The sequence below is a fragment of the Microcoleus sp. B5-D4 genome, assembly GCF_036705145.1.
In the GTDB taxonomy this organism is placed as follows: domain Bacteria; phylum Cyanobacteriota; class Cyanobacteriia; order Cyanobacteriales; family Microcoleaceae; genus Microcoleus.
On the sequence record NZ_JAUBTV010000028.1, the window covers coordinates 58,926 to 77,685 of the forward strand.

Here is an 18,760-nt window from a genome sequence, read left to right on the forward strand (position 1 = left end):
TTAGATCCTAAATTTATAGATAGATGCCACTCAAATGTGACTCTAGTCACAGCACACTCGAAATCGGGATGTTACTTTGAATTAAATGACAGAGAAATATGATAGATACCATACTCTGCCATTCGTATTCAAATCTTGCCTTTCGTTTCGTAAAACAAGCCGCAGCCATTAGACATCACCGATGAGGAGTCTACAAGCCTTATTGCGTTAAGGCTGGAAGCTTAAATTCGGTTGGCGTCTATTGTGCTCAGGGCAAAATAAAACTGCGCCGACACTACATTATGCGGGCAGAGTTATAATTGATTGAGTTATTAAAGCTGTTAAGCTGTTACTGGGGCTATTGACCGATAACTTCAGGACAATACCACCGCTCAAGGCTAATCATAGATTTTTGTCACAAAACGTTACAATGATTTCCGAAATTTTTAGGATGACTATTGAACGCTACGGGATATCTGGAAAACAGTTATCCAAGTTTTCAGGCGTTAGCGAGAATCATATTTCTGAGTTTCGGCGGGACAAGACAGGCATCTCTACGGAGGTGCTGTGGAAATTAATCGAGGCAATGGACGAGATTAAGCCGGGAGCCCGCGTTTACTTCTGTAATCGGCTGACGGGTGGAGAGGGATTTGGCAACAGCAGCCAGATGTCAGTGCCAAAGCAACTAGAGTCTTTGTTAGATATGCAGATATTGGTTGATGGACTCTCTGACGACAGTTTGGCCTTGCTACTGATGGTGGTGGCGGCGCGGATTAAGAATAGTGTTTCCTCTCCTGCTAAGGGTTTTGAGCTAATTGGCTAATAATTTAACGGCTCGTTTGTACAGGCAATAATTCCACAACTATTGCCCCATTTCTGAAACTATTGCTGAACAGGATTAAGAGAGATTACGCTGATTTCACTAACTTTTTTATCGCCTCTAAAAATCAGTAAAATTCTGTGAAACATCAAAAATTAGAAAAGAGCGGACAGTCTCCATTAAGACAACTTTAAAAGGAGATATAGCCTTTTTCAAAAAGGTGAGGTACGAATTTTGACCTGGAAAGCTTGACAATACAGGGTTTCTGTATACCTGATTTATCTGAGAACCGCTATAAACTTCATCAACATCATGACGGATAGCATTCAGCATCTCATCGAGCCGCACATTCAAGATTTGGGTGGATTCCAAGCGCGCCGCTTGCTTCCCTCAGACGTTCTAGCACTGGTAGGCCCGTTCATCTTTTTTGACCATCTGGGCCCTGCGGTGTTTCCACCGGCCGGGGCGTGGATGTCAGACCGCATCCGCACATCAACTTAGCAACCGTCACCTACCTGTTTGAAGGTGTTTTGCTGCATCGTGATAGTGTGGGCAGCGTTCAAGAAATCCGTCCCGGTACGGTGAATTGGATGACGGCAGGGCGAGGCATTGTCCACTCTGAACGCACGCCCGAGGACGATCGCAGCAAAGAAGCCATCCTGCATGGCATCCAAACCTGGATAGCACTTCCCGACGAACACGAAGAAACTGAACCTTGGTTTCGGCACCATCCAGCTTCTGAGCTACCCGCTTGGAAAGATGCAGGAGTTTCGTTCACCCTGATTGCGGGTGAAACTTATGGTCGTACTTCCCCAGTCCAAACATTTTCACCCATGATTTATCTGGACGTGCAACTGACGAATGGCTCGCAATTTACTTTACCGGGTCATTACAGCGAACAGGCGGTTTACAGCGTAACAGAGGGGCTTGTTATCGATGGAGTGCCTTTAGAACAGCATCGGTTGGCGGTTCTAACTTCAGGCACATCGGCCAACATTTCTGCTTCAGGCACGGCTCGCTGTATTGTGATTGGCGGCGAACCTGTCGGCGAGCGCCATAAGTGGTGGAATTTTGTTTCGAGCCGGCGCGAGCGCATTGAGCAAGCCAAACTCGATTGGAGAGAGGGACGCTTTGGTCAGGTTCCTGAAGAGACAGAGTTTATCCGGCTGCCAAAATAGCCCCTGCCTATTTACTATCCTCAAAACGCTCACGCCCAATATGCACCTGCCACTCCACTACTCTGGTAGATTCTGCTAACATACCATCCCGCGCACGGGGGCTGCTGTTAACAACTGTTTGAGCCTCTTCCACACTTTCTGCCTGAATCACCCAAAGCCCCGTTCCATCATGGGGAAAAAATGGGCCACAGCACAGTAGTATTCCTTTTTCCTGTTGCTCGCGAAACCAAGCTAGCTGATTTGGGTCGTGTTCTGGGTGAGCGATTTTGTAGTCGTAATACTCTGGAATGGTTGCTACAACAATGGCAAAAAGTTTAGACATAATGCTTTTTAAAATTGATAAAGTTCAAATCAAAGATCGCATAATGTTCCAATTCCTTTTGGTCGCACCCGCACTCTTGCCATTTTTGAGTAAGTGATTGAAGCCCCGCTATGCAATTCCTAATTCTCTATTTTACTGGCGCACAACTAGATAGCCCCGTGTCTTTTTGGAGGTTGAATCAGTAGTATTCATCGCTTTCCAAAGATTCTCCGTAGAAGCCCATACAGGCGGATATTTATAACTGGCTACATCTTCAATCAGAAATCGATCGCTTTGCTCATGATAGGCAGCAAGGGGAGAAATATGCCCGCTTTTACCCTGACCCAAAACAGAGCGTTGGTAGTTCACGATTATATAGTCGCCGGAACGGCCAAGGTTGGCTTTAGCTTGGGTACGAAATTGGTTAAGTGTTGTCTCCGACGCATAGTAGACCTCAACTTTGACGTTGTGACTTCTGAGTAAGGCAGCTAATTCATCCAGAGTCATCCCCGAAAAAGTGACGGCATAAGAAGAACGGATATTCTGGGTTTGACCGTCAAAAAAGGTGTCTTGGGTTAGGGTGCGATATCCCTGTTTTTTGCTGCCGAGTGCATTCAGAACCGTCACACTGCTAGCCACACCACAATATGCTGGACGTTTTTGAGTTTCAATGTGGGTGCTAAGCGGTTGAAAATCCTGTTTGCTCTTGCTCTGGTTCAGTAGCTGTTGTCCTTGTGGCGACTCTAAAGAAACCAAAGTTTGGGGAAGTGGTAGCCGGTCAACAGAAGGTGGCGAGAAGAGTTTCCAGGTAAAAACGCTTAAACCTGTGCCGAAGATTAGTAGAATACCCCCTCCAGCTTTTATTAGTCGCCCTCGCCATCGGCGATTTCCAGACGTTTGATTTAAGTCCATATCTTCATCTTTCTCCCGAACAGTTGTTTAAAAAAGTCTTAGTCAGAATTGGTCGTTGGATAATTAAACATTACAACGTCTAAATCTTGCCATCTGGTTAGTGGCTCTGGTAACTATAGCCTTTGCTTTGGACATCATTATAGCAAGTCTTTTCATGGTTAAAATTTCATTATAAGTAAGGAAAAATCTCATTTTTATAAAGCGGTCTGAAAAACAGGGATTCTGTAATATAATTTTGAAATCTCTGCCTGGGAGCAAGATTGCATCATGCCACCAATGCCAACAGTCACAGTCAAATCAGGATACAAGCCACAATCTATCGATACCAGTATTGAGGCGGATGTGCTGATGTTTCAGCTATTGCGGCAGTTAACGCTCCAACAAAAAGTACAGCGGACTTGCGCTTTCAATCAAGCGGTGCGAAGGTTGGCAATATCTGGAATAAAGAACCAGTATCCCAATGCTACTGAGGCAAAAGTTCGGCAAGAATTTATTAAAAGGTGCTTGGGTGCTGAGTGGATAGAAGTTTTATCAGACAGTAAAGATTGGGGTGAACTCGTGATTGCAGATCCGATCGAATTAGCGCAAAAAATAGCCAGCATCTTGCTACCGCTGAATATTCCCTATGTGGTGGGAGGTTCGGTGGCAAGTTCGCTGTTGGGAGAAAACAGATCTACGCAAGATTTGGACTTAGTGATTGACCTGGAAGCGCAAACAGCACAGAGACTAATTGATGCCATGTCAGGCGAGTTTTACATCAGCGAGTCGGCTGTGAATGAAGCAATTGCCAAGTCAAGAACAGCACCCCGCGAATCATCGTTCAATGTCATCTATTTGCCTTCTATGGAGAAAGCAGACATTTTTGTAATGAGCAGCGATGACCCTTTTTCAGCTTTGGTGATGAGTCGTCGTCAACTTTACCCTGTTAGCGGTTTAACAGAGCAGGGAATCTACATCTACTCGCCCGAAGATATCGTCCTGCAAAAACTCAGTTGGTATAAACTAATTCCTGGCGGTTCCCAAAAGCAGTGGAGGGATGTGTTGGGAGTTTTGAAGGTGCAAGGGGAACGACTCGATCTCGCTTACTTAAACCAGTGGGCTGTTACACTCAAACTAACAGATTTGCTCTCTGGAGCGTTGCTTCAATCAGGATATTAAGCGTGGGCAATTGAGAATGAAACAAAACAAACAACAGCTTGCTATTGCTGCTAAGAAAATCAAAAAATGGATTCAAACCACCCAAGAAGTTGAAAAAGCTCGACTTGCTATACCGATAACCAGGTTGACGAGTATCAAAAGTTTGTGCACCGATACAGTTGCTGCCCAAAAGTTTGGGCTCTACATTGCTCAACGGGTACAGCAGCAGATAAATCAGACTACTTGTCCCGAACATTTCACCAGTGAAGAATGGGCACAGCAACAACAGTTAGTGGATGAGGCAATCACACTGATGCAAAGTTACTTAGAAAGTCCTAGTTACGAAAGCAGGCAATCTCTCAGAAATTTATTGAGAGACATTGATGGCTTGCAAGGGGATGACTACCGTAATTTTAGGTGGGCAACGGTGCGCTTTGTCCGCAGTGGAGATTTACTCAAGCTAGAGTATGCACTGCGGTGTTTCGTAGAGACAGATTTTCCCTATTGGACTTATAAACTAGCTAGAGAATATGTAGAAGGCTATGGATTGCAGTCTGGTTCAGGTATCGTTGCTGAATCCGTACCCAGGTTGTTGGAAGTAGCAGAATTTTGGTGTCAGTATTATTTCGATCTGAGTTTGAACGAGAAATTTCCCGATGGGGGCGATCGCTGCGACTGTGACCCGTAGATCCACCGCAATTTTCGTTTCAATTACATCAATTTAAAGTATTACATTAGAAACTCTTGGTATACGTGACATACAATCGAGCGACAAGGGCATTTTTATACTCTAGTTCTTGTCTGAATTTCAAGTTGCGTTATGATATTCTGCACTTCAGCATAGACTTGAGCCGTTTGTGTCGTGTCTTCAAGGCGTACAACGACTGCATAAGGTACAGTTACAAGTTTATCCTTCCATTTTTCATAAGCAGCTATAGCTAATGTGTAGCAATTTTGGCTATATTCTGACTTATGTTGTTTCCACTCGCACACTCCATGTTGAACTGTTCCTCTAGAACGCAGTGTCATACTTGGGAAAAATTTTAATTCTTTCATATTTTCTGCTGTTTCTTCATCGTCTTCATCTCCTTCAACAGACATAGATTTGATAATATCTTCCTTGTCTACGTCTCCTCGAAACATTCGCCACTTTAACGTTGTCCCTAAATAGGATTCTAGTCCCCATCTCTGAACTTGAGGTGCATAAACTACTGTTACAGTTAACCGCTTTATTCCGGTTTCTGCGTCTGCTAAACACTCAGGAACAGGAATATTAAAATAAGCAACTGTATTGGGTTCAATCTCACCTTCAAACAAGAGAATTGCTGTATAAGGATCACACTCTGTTGCTCTGATATCATCTGGTACTCCATAACCAACAACATTTAACCAATGCTTAGGGTCTACCTCATCCATTGCTTGTTTAAAATTATCAAAATTTCCATAATAGGGTGGATAAAGAGCAGAATTAACAGTCAATGCTTTCAGTAAAGAGGCAGAAATATTATCAAAGCCCAAAGACTGCATATCATAAAGAATACGCGCCATTTTGTGAGCAACACGGGGAGCAGCAAAGCTCGTTCCCGACTTATGAGCAATTGCAGGTGTAAGTTGATGACTTGCCATCACTATATTCATTCCTGGATTTTCTCGTACTGAGCCATTTTCCTCTACTAACAAATTACCGCCATATTCGACTAGCTCAGGTTTAATTTCGCGGTTAATTCCTGGACCACAACGAGTAAAAGGAGAGGGTTGATCTTGTTTGGCAATTGCCATCGCTGTTGCTACTTTACCTACTGCTTGAGTGCTAGGAGCAATAGAACCTACTGTAATAGCTAATGCTGCTTGACCCGGATCATAAATAGAGGATTCATCCTCTCTAAAATATTTAGGATAAGGTAATCCATCTTCGTGATAGTCTTCAACATTCCACCTTGATATATTGCCTGTAATTGTAACAAAAATAACATCATGTTCTTTTGAAAGTACATCAATTTTTCGAGCAATCCAAGAACGACGAGGAACGGTTCGCTTAGCTTCTTCATGCCATTTTCGATTTGTAAATTGAACAGAAAGATTAAAAATTTTAATATTTAATAGATTAAAATCCTGTACAATTTCAGCTAAAATCATGGAAAATAATCTCTCATCTTCAATTTCATTATCTTTATTCAAAAGTCTAGCACTAGCAATCCAAACTTTTCCTTTATTTTCTGCATCTGGGTATAAATTTAAGGCATAGTAAGAAACTAAAGAAGCAACACCAGAACCATGTCCACATTCATCATAAGGATTATCTTTATCAGATTCAGCTTTGAGATAAGAGCGAATCAAATCTTCTCTAACAACAGGTTTTAGAAAAGGATTTCCAATCGTCACTCCTGAATCTACAATGCAGACCATTGGAGCATCTTGAGGAGGGCTTATAAATTCTCCTAAATTTTGAACTTGGAAATTTTTAAGCGTTTGATCAAATGTTTCAAATTCTGGACGAGCATCAAAATACACTATTTTAGTCTGCCATTTTTGACCTTCTACTAATTCTTGAAAAACCTTACCCGGACATCGAATTACAGCACGACAAGTTCCTTTTATTTCTTCATGCTCAAATAAATTACCTTTAATCCCATTCTCAAATAAGTTGCTTATCTCCTCTCGTATTTTTAATAATTCTTGGCTCTGTTGTTTGTGTCCTTGTTGTAAAGACATCATTTCAATTTCACAAATCATTAAATCTTGCCGAATTAATTCGTCATATTGTTCAAAAAATATTTGACAAAGACGATCCTTAGGTGAAGCTTCTTTAATAGTATTAAGATAGGCTAAAGATGGGTTTTCTGGTTGACCGTTTTTTAATTTACCTTCTCCAAAAACTTCAATTTTTCTTTCTAGGTTATCTAATTTTTCAGTGCGAGGAACGGCAAGGGTAAAATGATTAGATTCGGAAATTGGCTTTAAATCTGTGCCACTTAGAGAAATCTTTTTTTCATGTTCTAGCTTAATTAATACTGTTTTTCTTTCATCTGGAGACATTTCTTGCAATTTTCGAGAAATTGCTTGAGCTTGTCGTCTTAAATTATTAGCTTTTTCTTGTCGCTGCTCAATTTTTTCTGGGGGAAGAGGGAAAAACTGAGATTTTGCTGAACGACGTTTAGCAGTTTGCGGTTGAGTTAGTGAAAAGAGAGGAAAATCTTGATTCATTATAAAGTATTCCTATTTTTAGTTTGCGCTTCAGATGTAGCTTTTTTAAAAGCTTTAAGTTGCTCAGAAATATCCTGGGTTTGTAGATTTTCTCTCCCTTCGAGAATCATCGTTTTAATAGCTTCAACAGTAATGCGCTGAATATCTGCATAAGAAAGTGAACTCATATTTTTGGCTATATATTCTAGTGAGCCATCAAAGTTAACTCCATTTAAAAGGCGTTGAAGATAAATTTCTCGATCTGTTTTACCAGGTAAAGGAAACTCAATCAGAGCATCAAAACGTCTCCATAAAGCGGGATCAAGTAAATACTGATGATTACTAGCAGCAATAATAATACTTTTAGATGAATCAAAAGTATCCATTGCTTGTAGTAAACTGTTGACCACTCGTTTAAGTTCTCCAACGTCGTTGGGGTCATCTCTATTTTTTCCCACTGCATCGACTTCATCTAAAAGAAGTACCATTGGAGTTGTATTAGCCAAAGTGAAAACCCGCTGGAGATGAGAAGCGGTATCTCCTAAAAAACTAGAAATAACTGCATTTAGCCTCACAATGCCTACGGGAAGGCCAAGTTCATGAGCCAAATATTTAGCAGTAAAAGTCTTACCACATCCAGGTAGACCCCAAAAGAGTAGCTTGGTCTTAGGCAAGTATCCATACTTACTTAATTGTTGGCGTTTACGATGCTCATCTAAAACTCTCTCGATTTTCCCCTGGGTTTCCTGATTTAAAACCACTTGAGTCGAATCTACGGAGCTTTCTTCTAATATAACCAAATCATCGCCACTGCGACGATCTTTAGGGAGTAACCTCAATCCATTTTGTGTCATCTGTTTCATCGGTTGCCTGCCTAACGCTTGCTGTAGCTCCTGAGCAAGAGCATGATGATTAGCGATGAGTTCATCTGCAATCAAAGCTTCTGCTGCTCTGTAAAAAGCATTGTCATCACGCTCTTTGAAGGCTTGAAATAGCCTTTTGAGTTGTTTGCCTGCTACCATTATCTCATGTTATGAATAATAATTTTAACTTTAGGGAATTGTTCAAGAGACAGAATGTGTTTTTGATGTTTACAAGGTTAGGTTAAATGTCCTTATTTTTCAATTAAGATATTAAGCTATCAATATAATTATACCATTAAAACAGAACACATAAACCTATTTTAAATTTGCTCTTTTTTAGAGTTGTGTCGTGGATGTGAGTGTGAACACATATACACTACACAACTGATTATGAATTTGCGCCAAAATTGAAATATACGTGGCAGATTATCGATTATGGCAAAGTAGTTTTCTGCCACTTTACTATCTCTTTAAAGGACAAAAAACACCTCGGACACCACCCATCAACCCACAATGCTGGAATCTTAAACCTAGCCACACAGTGGGGACATTCCGACAGCAACATTAATTGATGCCGTAGCTTGCGGGGCGGAACGCCATCGCACCCCTGCATCCCCTTAAACTGCCACTCAATCTTATGACAAGGCGACTTGGGATCACACGCCCCACACAACCTAATCGGTTTCAACTCCATCCTCCGGGTCAAAACAGAAGGTTGCATTTCTTGTAACCATTCCAGGCTACTTTGGAGTAAGACCCTACGGCAAACCGAAATGCCGAAACTCAGTATAAGGGGCTTCGATCGCACTGATGACACATTGAAGATTTTAGGGAAGAGATATGGCACTAAGGCAAAGATTATCGGCTTGATTAACCCCTAGCCCTAACACAAAAGCCCCCAACCTAAGTGCAGACGGCTTCTTTGGGGCGTGTCACCGCTGCATAATGACCTATACATTTTATTGATCATCACCGCTCAAAATTTTTAAAATTGTCTCCACATCTGCCAAGTCCGTCTTACATTTCTTACGTCGGTCTTTCAACTGGCGCCAGCAAAGTTGCCGATTCTGACAAATCCACACTGGCAGGCTGCGATCGCAGTTCGGCGATTTCCCTTACCAGTTCCCGGTTTTTTTCCAACTGCTGGAGCAATTTGCTATTAGCTTCTGTTAAATCGGCTTTAGCATCGCTCGCGGGCGTTCTCGCTGCCAGCGTACTGCCGGAGAGCTCGATCGCCCGCCCTTCAGGCGTGAATATCAGTTTTATCTCTCAACTCTTGCTTGAGCCGCGCTAGTTCTTGGCTCACGCCTGCAACGATCGCAAGCTGTTCGGTAAGATTGTACACCTCCAGTCCCAAGTCGCCGTTCCGGTCGTGCAATTGCAAAAGCTCCTTTTCCCGATCGGCGACTTGCTTCTGGGCCGCTCTCTACTTCTACGGCTCGTGATTTATCGTTGCCATCACGAGCGCCGACTATTTCCCACAGATCTGCGCTCAACTCTGCTTTTGCTTGCTCACAGGATTTTGCCATTCGATCGCTGCTTGAACTAGAGCGGTTCCTCTGGATAAAGCTTTAATAAATTGGTCGATATGTTCTGGGCTGTTGCCGTGTTGGGAATTAAAATAGGAAAGTTTTTTCTGGATGTAATCGCATTTAGCTGCATCGGTCAACCAAGATTTCTCTGGTTCCAAGACATTCCAAACATCTTTCCATGCCCCATCCAAGTCTTCCGAAACGTTCATATCACATTTTTATGTTTATCTGTACCGGGTAAGCTTCTTAGGATATCTTGAACTATTTTCATTATCCATGCCTATGTTGTTAGAAGTCGTAGAATTTTGGTGTCAGTATTTCGATCGAAGGAAGTTTGAGGGAGAATTTTCCTGATGGGGGCGATCGCTGCGTTCGAGCCAACCCGTGAGAATTTTCAGCAGGTTGAGGGTTTGTTAAGCCTGCGACCCCTAAGACTGTCAAAACCCGTGCCAGCACTCAGCACCTATTTCTACAATTTCTGCCGTTACAGAGTGGGTGTGCCACTAAACATCTAGGCGGGAAAACGCAACTTTCCCTATCTAAGACTTGGAAGTGCTACCCGTAGAGTTGATTAAAAATAAAACTCTTATTTCCTATAATTTTTTCTGACGTGAATAATTAAATAAATCTTAAATACTATGAAAGGAAATAAATTCATAGCTAAACTATTTTAATATATTTAGGAGCGAGCTGTATGTTTCAGTATTTTGTAATGATTCCTTCCCTTCTTGAAGAAAAAGACGTAGAAAAAGACGTAAACAAAGAACAAGTCAATTGGTCGATGCAAGTTGCTAAGTACAATTTTAATTTGGGCTTACAAGTAGGGGATGACATTGAGCTGATTCTTCACTACGGTGACGAATGCTTTTCATTTGGAAGTAAGGTTGTGAAGATATTAAAAGTTATAGAAAATGACAAAGAAAGACTTGATGATATTTTCAGAATTGAGGCTCATGTAGAGATTTCGGACAAAGAAGATTTTGTAAAAGTTCGAGAAATTCTTAAGGGACTGAATTCATCGTCTCGCTCTGGTTTCCATCCAATGGGTTTTTCTAGCTAGTGAGGAGGGTAAATAGTAGATGTGTAGTATAGACCCGCTATTATAATGGTTTGACGCTCATCAAAACCAGAAAACGCTGAAATTTTCAGTATTCAATAAATATAAAGGCGTTGCTGATTTAGGGTATGAAGGGCTAAATATGCAAGTCAGAGAAACCAGTATCCACAAAGCTTGGGGATTTTCAACTTATTTTTTTCATACCCTGATTAAGCAACGCCAAAAGCAGATGTTCCCTCACCGCATCAGACACAGCGCTATCAAAGTCGCGCTGGACGCAACAGACGGGGATGTAAGAAAAGTGCAGAAACTCGGCAGACACAAAAATTTAAACACCTTGATGGTGTATGACGATAATCGATCGAGTGACCAGGGGATGTTACCGAGATGCTGGATGGGATGTTTTAGTCGATCGGCGGCGGAAGCGGATGATTCGACGTGAAGAAGCGAGCGAAATCTATGATTTCTCCGATGCTAAACATGAAGGAACGTTGGATACATAATAATTAATTACTCCCCATGAAGAAACTCAGCATTGACTCTGATAATAAAATATGCAATTACAACAACCGCTGACTGAGCTAGACCTGGATGCCTATTTTCAACGAATTGGCTACAGTGGTGACTGCTCGCCCAGGCTGACAACTTTACAGGAAATTCATCAACGACATTCCCAAACGATCGCCTTTGAAAACCTCAATTCACTCCTGAAACAACCTGTGAAGCTGGATTTAGCATCCTTGCAACAAAAACTAATCAACGAGGGACGGGGTGGCTATTGTTTTGAACAAAATTCATTGTTGCGGGCTGTTTTGCTTGCTCTTGGCTTTCAGGTAACGAATCTAGCAGCTCGCGTGCTGTGGAATTTGCCATCCGGGACGATCGCACCTCGCAGTCACATGGTGCTGGGGGTCAATATTGATGGAGAGCCATACATTGCAGATGTGGGATTCGGAGGATTAACGCTTACCGCGCCGCTTGCTTTGACACCGGATATTGAACAACCTACATCCCATGAACCATTTCGATTGATCGCAACCGATCGCAGCTACATTATGCAAGCATATATCAAGCAGGAGTGGAAATCCCTTTACAGATTCGATCATCAAGAGGAGCAAGAATTACCCGATTATGAGGTGAGTAATTGGTATGTTTCAACTCATCCAAACTCGATTTTTGTTACTAACTTGATGGCGGCAAAACCGGATTCAAATTGTCGTTATGCCTTGTGGAATAATCAGTTTACGGTGCATTATTTGGATGGTCGAACAGAACATCGTGTCCTTTCAACGGTTGCAGAGTTCCGCGCTAACCTTGAGAGTGTTTTTTGTCTCAACCTGGGAGCGATCGCTGATCTCGATCAGATGTTACAACAATTAATTGAGCGATCGTGTGCGATGACCTAACGGTGAAAGTGGGCAACTCTCGATTTATGGCAAGGGCGACAAGACTCGCGTGGTTCTACTTCCTTCGTCTCTGTATCTGGCACTTTTGAACAGCAGAAGGGATGCGGGGAATTCTGAGCCGATTTTCAGAAGTCGGAAAGCTACCAACGGCGGCCGCTTGCACAGGATTTCTGTCACGTACTTGGTTAAGGAAGCTGCTAAACGCGCTGGAATTTCTGAGAAGACTAGCGCTCACTGGTTGCGCCATTGTCACGCGAGCCATGCACTGAACCGGGGAGCACCGATTCACTTATTGTCGCAAACATTGGGTCATGCCTCGGTTGCGACTACCAGCAAATATCTTCATGCCAAACCAAACGATTATAGCCGTCTGTATCTGGCAACTTAGCGGGCGTTCGGGCCGTGCTTGGGGCGAGCGGGTATCAGAATGATCAGGGCATCTCTAAAAGTGAGAGGTACTAATTATTTTAGTTTTTTTGCCAAGTAATACGCGACATTAGGGACTTCTACTACCACGTATTACTTTAGATTAATTACATAACATACTCAAGCAGGTTTTATGATGTTTGGCAAACACAATTCAATGGTGTTTCATTACTAGCCTTACAATTCTTGGACTGCTGATGATTAAGAATATGTTGCACATAATCCTTTGTACAACGCTTGGGTTCTCGGTCGTTTTTAAAAAGAATGTGGCATAAATTTTGAGCCAAAGAACTGTCCATTTGAATATTAAAATGTAAATCTTTTACATACAAACATTTTCCTTCTGGCTCAAGTTGAGGTTCTATATTTACTTCTTTTAGCTCCTCTTGAGTTATCCAAATAAAATCAATGGCTTGAGCTTTATGGGCTCGGTTGGCACTTAATGATGCTATGATTCCATAGAATTCTTCATCTAGAGTTACTTTCCAAAGACTAGATAGTCTCTCTTCAAAAAATCTCTCAGACACTATTTTAGCTCGTCCTTCTAAATTATTGTCATATCCTTCAGGTTTCCAGTGGTTGCGGTTGTTTACTTTCCTGATAAATACAGGGGTAGTGATGTTAAATTGTTCTAATGTAGGAAGCATTTTTTAAGATGAAGGCTAAATTAAAACTCTTCGAGAGCCTCTTTAGCGTATTGTCGAACGTACTCATCAAGTTCAGCATTAGACAAAAAACTAGCCAAATGATATTTAAGGATATCAAAGTTAACCTCATCCTGTAGAATCAACAAAGCATCTATAATTGCTGTTTTAATTAAACGTCTAGAGCTGGGAATTAAATTTGTAATAGCTTCCAACCTTTCTTGAGAAGGGATGCTATGGGCCAAAGCAATACCTTTAATTAATACCTCTAACTTTTCCTCATAAGCAATAATATCTTTTGTGACCAAACTTGTTATCATTTCATTACTAATAACTTTAAAGAGAATTTTTCCACATTCTGCCAGCAAATCAACGGCGCTATCGTAAGATTCTTTGACAGTTTTTTTCCTACTCCAGTCCAGAACCAGTAAAATTCCTTCAACTGAATTTAGATACTTAGCAATAAACTTACACTGTATAGGTCTATCACTTGGATTCGCAAGGAAATACCCTTGGATTAACAAATCGAGATCATTATCATTTCTTGGTAAAAGCTCTCTCGATTTTTGTTCACTATTTTTCTTTTCTTTACGATCGCAATCAGCATAAACAAGAATGTACATCTGCTGAGTGTGTTTTTTTGACAAACTATGAGAGCGCTGGTTGGGAAGTCTCTCTTTTACAAAAGAGTTCAATTTGTTTTTAGGATAGCTGCCCTCTACATAATAGTATGGCTGAATAATTTTATTCATCTCGCTGTCCCCATGTTTTCCGGGCATCTTCTGTTGTTAAATCCAGGAAAGATTTAACCATGTACTTATGCGCTGATTGATACCAAGTTGTTAAATCTTGGGAAGTATCAAAACTACTTATGCTAAGTCGAAAAATCAAAAGGTCTGATTCTTCTTCTTCAGAAATCCTGTGTTCGAGCTCAACATTCAATATGCCACCTTCTTCAGGCAAAGAAAAATTTAACAGAATGCCTTGGCTATCGGGATTTCCCAGAAAATTACCTGAAGTGCTATTTAAAAATGTGAATATTTGGTGATTATCTGCTGCGCTATTCCAGCCAACATCTTTATCAAGTAAATTCACATATGTTAGCTCATACCTACGAGGTTTTAAAGATGGCTCTATTTGTTGTCCTTTACACCACTCTTGAAAATGAGTCCACTCCTCCAAAAAACTTGTAAATATTTCGTCAAAGTGAGGATATTTATATTCATTACTGTGCCTCAAACTAAAACAAAAAAAGTTTTTTTGTAGCTGTATTATTTTTTTATTATCAGAAGAAATAAATACTGCTCTAGGAAGTTGCGGAATTTCAAATTCCTCATCTTCTCCTAACGAAATCACAGGTCTATCAACCTGTAACGGAAATCGAGCTTGAATTGTTTGCCAGTACAACCCAAAATGGACTGAAGAAAGCCCTATATCTTCTAAATTAATACCTAGGAGAACTTCAATAACAGGTGGGTTAGTAAACTTAATGGCGACCATAATTTTTTATCTTTATATCTTTGTAAATGAGATTTATTGACTTTTCTCAATAAAATATATAATTACGACTCTTGACACACTAAAGACTAAAATGATGGGCTACAAATTACACTGTACCAAGTTACGGGCTAAATTTCAGAAAAATTTTTTACACTAACGGACTTATTTCTGGCAAAATTCCCTCAAATCCTTGTATTGTAATGGTTTTAGGCTGGTAGCTTTACACTCGATCGGCGAGTCGCTAGCAGTGCGCTCAGGACGTGTGATCATCAGCTCTGACCGATTGTTGTAGCGCTCAACTTTGCTGCCGCAGGCCACCGCATCCGCGACAGTGCCATCACCGCCGCCCTTGATGCAACTGATGGCAACGTAAGAAAAGTTCAGAAGTTAAGCAGACACAAGAATTTAAACACTCTGATGCAATATGATGACAACCGGACTCGCGACCAACACGAAGTTACGGAACTGTTCGACGGGATGTTTTAGTTGATCGGACGGCTGGCACAGTCAACTCCCTCCGATCGACTAGCTCCGATCGTCTGATTGACTAGATTGTCCTCAAGTGCGATCGGCTGCACGGTTCAGTCAGAATAGCCCATATTTACTGGATGAAGCCTAACCTACTAATATCTAAATTGTCAGGTGGCTGATGGCGGAGGCAGCAAGGCTCTCTGCCCGTTGCTGGCTCTGGCGTAGGCTGGCTTCAAGCTGGTCGCAGAGTTGCATTAGCTCATCGACTTTGGCGACGATGCGTTTTTGTTCGGCTAAAGGTGGAAGAGGAACTATAAAGTTATAGATTTTTCTGAGGACAAGGTTTTTATTGCCTACTCCTTCTGTCCCAGCTTCTGATTGAGCTTTTACGAAAGAAGAATTCAGTAAATATTGGAGAAATCTTGGGTAAGTGAATTCTGGAAAATGCTTCAACAGCGCAATGCTTACAAAAATACTAAATTCTTGATGAGTATCTATCTCTACCGCAATACCAGTTGTCCCCACTTTCGTCAGAAGAATATCTCCGTACTCTGGTTTACATCTGACACATAACTCTTCATGAGATTCACGAGTTATGAACCTAGTGTTAGAAAAATCTAGACAACCCCCAGAAACATTTTTCACAGAGAGAAAAGGTACACCCGATTCAACATATGTAGGAGTGTGATGCGTTCCATCAGAAATCAACCAGCAAAGTTCATGAAGTCTAACCCATTTCCAAGTTTTTGGTATTGAAAAGGGGATTTCTTTGTCATTAAAAGGCAAACACTCCTTCTTTTTAGTTGCTTTTTTATTAGAGTAAAGAAGTTGTTTTGATTCTTGAATCTCTTTAAATATCTTGTGAGCAGGTTCATCTTCCGATTGTTGACAAACAAGATTACCACGTATAGCTAAGTTAAGAATGCTTTGGCGTAAGCTGCTTACATCTCCGGAGTGTTGGCTGAGGTTCTGCCAGTTGTCGCGGACAAATGCCCAAGCAGCATCCAACTCCTCATCTGTTTCGGAGTTCATGAGGGAGGCGATCGCACTTCCCCTCAGTTTTTGCCGCAGGTTGTCTCGCGTTTGCTTGGTGGCTTCGTAGCGATCGCACAACGCCATCAACTCTTCCACCTTCTCAACAATCTGCTTTTGCTCCGCAAGAGGTGGAAGAGGAACTGGTATTGAATAGATTTTTCCACCAGAAATTACAGGCTGTGCTGTAGCGCTATTGTTCTGTTGAAGATTTATCGCTTTCAAAAGCCAATACACAAAATGGATATATATACAGTTTTCTGAAAAAGTTGTGATGAAAGCATTATCAGTAACCCAAGCCAACTTGGGAGTAATATGTACGCTTCCACAGTAGAAACCAACTCTCCCAATCACCAACGTCGGTTTATGAACATTAGCTTTATCGTGATACCCAGTGACCCCATTCCCTCCAAAAACAGGAATTTTACCACTGTCTGCCATGTTGTGTGATGTTAGATTGTCACCAGACGAAACTCGAACGATTTCACCTAATCGGCACCATTCCCAACCTATAGGTTTATCGAAAGGAACTTCATCATCTTTTAATACAGGCAACAACTCAGCTTTCCTAATCTTCTTCTGATTAATTAACTCTTTGAATTCATTCTTGATTCGCGTAAGAAGTTTAGATGCAGGCTCATCCTCTAAACTTTGTGGCACTAACTTTCCCCGCATTGCCAAATCCAGAATGAGCGATCGCAGTTTTGGAATACCACCAGGAGCTTCTGCGATCACATCGAAGTTTTCTAAAAACGTCTTCAAATCCATTAACTCTCACCTCGTTCCAGGGCTGCTACCAGGCTGTTTTTTAGGGCTTGGCGGTCATTCTCTGTCTTAATAACAGCTTCCTGATATTGCTTCAGCAGCGCTATTGGGTCTTCATGGATATTTTCTGGGGCGTTAGGGTTCTTAATATCCAGGTTGTAGCCATTAGAAGCAATCGTTTCAACAGACACCTTCCAGGCATATTCAGTTTCCTCGCGGTTTTCCCACCAGGCTTTCTCGACATCAAACTCCTCAATCCGCATTGGCTTGGTCTTGTTGTAAGACTTCGCCCCCGCTGGGTAAGGATGCTCGTAATACCAAACCTCTGTAGTAGGTTTGCCTTTGGTGAAAAACAAAACATTGGTGCGAATACCGGTGTAAGGACTAAACACCCCATTCGGAAGCCGGACAATCGTGTGCAGGTTACAGTCGCGCAGTAGCTTCTGTTTAATGCGAGTCTTGATGCCCTCCCCAAACAACGTACCATCTGGGAGAATGATCGCGGCTCTGCCCCCATCCTTCAGCAGTTCCATCACCAGCACTAAAAACAAGTCTGCCGTTTCCCGCGTCTGAAACTCGCTAGGAAAACCCCGCTCAATTCCATCCTCCTCCATGCCACCAAAAGGCGGGTTTGTCACCACAATATCCACCTGGTCATCGCGCCCATAGTCCCGGAGAGGCTTGCGGAGTGTATTGTCGTGCAGCACAGTTGTTGGCACCTCAATGCCATGCACCATCATGTTCGTCACACAAAGCAGGTGAGGCAGTTGTTTTTTCTCCACACCCAGAATGCTTCGTTTCACCCGTTGTAACTGTTCAGGCGAATTCGCTTGTTTTTTCAGATGTTCATAAGCACAGGTCAAAAAGCCACCCGTACCGCAGGCAGGGTCAAACACCTTCTCGCCCAGTTGTGGATTTACCATATCCACGGCAAACTGAGTCACCGCACGAGGCGTATAAAACTCTCCGGCATTCCCGGCACTCTGAAGGTTTTTGAGAATTTGTTCGTAAATGTCACCAAACACATGGCGGGTTTGGGACTGGTTAAAGTCGATGCTTTCGTTAATCTTGTCTACCACCTGCCGCAGCAGTGTGCCCGACTTCATGTAATTGTAGGCATCCTGAAACACACTCCTGAGCAGTTTCGCTCGTTCTAGAGCGACTCCTTCCAGGTCATCAACCGCCAGTTCCTTGAGTGTGGGAAACAATTGTCCATCAACTAATTGCAACAAGTCCTCTCCGGTGGGTGCATTTTTGCCCAATTTCTTGCTATCTGCCCACTCATCCCAGCGCAAATCAAAAGGCAGCGGTGAATTGTAGTTATCATCATTCAACTCCAGCTCGGCATCTTGGTCGCTGAAAATTTTGTAGAACACCATCCAGCCAAGCTGACCAATGCGCTGGGCATCGCCATCTACCCCGACATCTTTCCTCATGATGTCTTGAATCGATTTAATGGTGGCACTCAGCGACATAAAAACCCACATTCCGCACCCCCAACTGGCACATACGCGGATTGAGGGGGTAAAAGTGAATCATCCGAGACAAAGCGTG

At 42.1% G+C, this 18,760-nt stretch carries 21 protein-coding genes; 9 read left to right on the forward strand and 12 right to left on the reverse strand.

Translation table 11 applies throughout. The annotated features are described in order from the left end of the window. The first annotated feature begins 391 nt into the window (after positions 1-391). Positions 392-802 (forward strand): helix-turn-helix transcriptional regulator, encoded by a 411-nt coding sequence (locus QUB10_RS15390; RefSeq protein WP_333203380.1) that lies wholly within the window; start codon positions 392-394, stop codon positions 800-802. A 464-nt stretch (positions 803-1,266) separates the two neighbouring features. Next, the gene (locus QUB10_RS15395) at positions 1,267-1,977 is read left to right on the forward strand and encodes a pirin family protein (RefSeq protein ID WP_333203382.1); all 711 of its coding nucleotides are present in this window, start codon (positions 1,267-1,269) and stop codon (positions 1,975-1,977) included. A 7-nt stretch (positions 1,978-1,984) separates the two neighbouring features. Here the strand turns inward: QUB10_RS15395 and QUB10_RS15400 are convergent, their stop codons facing one another. Then, positions 1,985-2,299, reverse strand: coding sequence for a YciI family protein (locus QUB10_RS15400; RefSeq protein ID WP_333085936.1), 315 nt, complete (start codon positions 2,297-2,299; stop codon positions 1,985-1,987). A 132-nt stretch (positions 2,300-2,431) separates the two neighbouring features. Continuing rightward, positions 2,432-3,190 carry a phytochelatin synthase family protein gene (locus tag QUB10_RS15405; RefSeq protein ID WP_333085937.1) on the reverse strand — a complete coding sequence of 253 codons (759 nt, stop codon included), beginning with the start codon at positions 3,188-3,190 and terminating at the stop codon, positions 2,432-2,434. Positions 3,191-3,457: 267 nt separating this feature from the next. Here QUB10_RS15405 and QUB10_RS15410 point away from each other — a divergent pair, with 267 nt between their 5' ends. Both QUB10_RS15410 and QUB10_RS15415 read left to right on the forward strand, forming a co-directional pair. Further along, positions 3,458-4,348, forward strand: a complete 891-nt coding sequence (locus QUB10_RS15410) for a hypothetical protein (protein ID WP_333203384.1) — start codon at positions 3,458-3,460, stop codon at positions 4,346-4,348. Positions 4,349-4,364: 16 nt separating this feature from the next. After that, positions 4,365-5,015 (forward strand): hypothetical protein, encoded by a 651-nt coding sequence (locus QUB10_RS15415; protein WP_333203387.1) that lies wholly within the window; start codon positions 4,365-4,367, stop codon positions 5,013-5,015. A gap of 95 nt (positions 5,016-5,110) precedes the next feature. Here QUB10_RS15415 and QUB10_RS15420 read toward each other — a convergent pair whose 3' ends face one another. Further along, a complete protein-coding gene (locus QUB10_RS15420) occupies positions 5,111-7,531 on the reverse strand; it encodes a S8 family peptidase (RefSeq protein WP_333203389.1) in 2,421 nt (806 codons plus the stop codon). Next, the gene (locus tag QUB10_RS15425) at positions 7,531-8,532 is read right to left on the reverse strand and encodes an ATP-binding protein (protein ID WP_333203391.1); all 1,002 of its coding nucleotides are present in this window, start codon (positions 8,530-8,532) and stop codon (positions 7,531-7,533) included. Before QUB10_RS15425 ends, QUB10_RS15420 begins: the two co-directional genes overlap by 1 nt. A gap of 832 nt (positions 8,533-9,364) precedes the next feature. Here QUB10_RS15425 and QUB10_RS15430 point away from each other — a divergent pair. Beyond that, on the forward strand, positions 9,365-9,667 hold the full coding sequence (locus tag QUB10_RS15430) for a hypothetical protein (RefSeq protein ID WP_333203393.1): 303 nt from the start codon (positions 9,365-9,367) through the stop codon (positions 9,665-9,667). Here QUB10_RS15430 and QUB10_RS15435 read toward each other — a convergent pair. The 3 genes from QUB10_RS15435 to QUB10_RS15445 form a co-directional block, all read right to left on the reverse strand. Then, positions 9,636-9,902 carry a hypothetical protein gene (locus tag QUB10_RS15435; RefSeq protein ID WP_333203395.1) on the reverse strand — a complete coding sequence of 89 codons (267 nt, stop codon included), beginning with the start codon at positions 9,900-9,902 and terminating at the stop codon, positions 9,636-9,638. The two genes, QUB10_RS15430 and QUB10_RS15435, sit on opposite strands and share 32 nt — an antisense overlap. Next, positions 9,866-10,114: a hypothetical protein gene (locus QUB10_RS15440; protein ID WP_333203397.1), complete on the reverse strand. Its 249-nt coding sequence runs from the start codon at positions 10,112-10,114 to the stop codon at positions 9,866-9,868. The genes QUB10_RS15435 and QUB10_RS15440 overlap by 37 nt, the downstream gene beginning before the upstream one ends. Before the next feature lie 79 nt (positions 10,115-10,193). Next, positions 10,194-10,346 carry a hypothetical protein gene (locus QUB10_RS15445; protein ID WP_333203399.1) on the reverse strand — a complete coding sequence of 51 codons (153 nt, stop codon included), beginning with the start codon at positions 10,344-10,346 and terminating at the stop codon, positions 10,194-10,196. Positions 10,347-10,599: 253 nt separating this feature from the next. Between QUB10_RS15445 and QUB10_RS15450 the strand changes: the two genes are divergently transcribed. From QUB10_RS15450 to QUB10_RS15465, 4 genes are all read left to right on the forward strand, one after another. After that, complete coding sequence (locus QUB10_RS15450) at positions 10,600-10,965, forward strand: hypothetical protein (RefSeq protein WP_333203401.1); 366 nt, start codon at positions 10,600-10,602, stop codon at positions 10,963-10,965. A gap of 139 nt (positions 10,966-11,104) precedes the next feature. Further along, positions 11,105-11,404, forward strand: a complete 300-nt coding sequence (locus QUB10_RS15455; RefSeq protein WP_333203403.1) for a hypothetical protein — start codon at positions 11,105-11,107, stop codon at positions 11,402-11,404. Between the two features lie 112 nt (positions 11,405-11,516). After that, positions 11,517-12,368, forward strand: coding sequence for an arylamine N-acetyltransferase (locus QUB10_RS15460; RefSeq protein ID WP_333203405.1), 852 nt, complete (start codon positions 11,517-11,519; stop codon positions 12,366-12,368). A 22-nt stretch (positions 12,369-12,390) separates the two neighbouring features. Next, the gene (locus QUB10_RS15465) at positions 12,391-12,756 is read left to right on the forward strand and encodes a tyrosine-type recombinase/integrase (RefSeq protein WP_445300759.1); all 366 of its coding nucleotides are present in this window, start codon (positions 12,391-12,393) and stop codon (positions 12,754-12,756) included. A gap of 169 nt (positions 12,757-12,925) precedes the next feature. Here the strand turns inward: QUB10_RS15465 and QUB10_RS15470 are convergent, their stop codons facing one another. From QUB10_RS15470 to QUB10_RS15490, 5 genes are all read right to left on the reverse strand, one after another. Further along, positions 12,926-13,441 (reverse strand): hypothetical protein, encoded by a 516-nt coding sequence (locus QUB10_RS15470; RefSeq protein WP_333203407.1) that lies wholly within the window; start codon positions 13,439-13,441, stop codon positions 12,926-12,928. Between the two features lie 20 nt (positions 13,442-13,461). Continuing rightward, positions 13,462-14,190 carry a hypothetical protein gene (locus QUB10_RS15475; protein ID WP_333203409.1) on the reverse strand — a complete coding sequence of 243 codons (729 nt, stop codon included), beginning with the start codon at positions 14,188-14,190 and terminating at the stop codon, positions 13,462-13,464. Next, positions 14,183-14,938 carry a TIGR04255 family protein gene (locus QUB10_RS15480; protein WP_333203411.1) on the reverse strand — a complete coding sequence of 252 codons (756 nt, stop codon included), beginning with the start codon at positions 14,936-14,938 and terminating at the stop codon, positions 14,183-14,185. Before QUB10_RS15480 ends, QUB10_RS15475 begins: the two co-directional genes overlap by 8 nt. Before the next feature lie 630 nt (positions 14,939-15,568). Further along, positions 15,569-17,209 (reverse strand): restriction endonuclease subunit S, encoded by a 1,641-nt coding sequence (locus tag QUB10_RS15485; RefSeq protein ID WP_333203413.1) that lies wholly within the window; start codon positions 17,207-17,209, stop codon positions 15,569-15,571. After that, entirely contained in the window at positions 17,209-18,693 is a 1,485-nt protein-coding gene (locus tag QUB10_RS15490; RefSeq protein ID WP_333203415.1) for a class I SAM-dependent DNA methyltransferase, read from the reverse strand. Before QUB10_RS15490 ends, QUB10_RS15485 begins: the two co-directional genes overlap by 1 nt. Positions 18,694-18,760 lie beyond the last annotated feature (67 nt).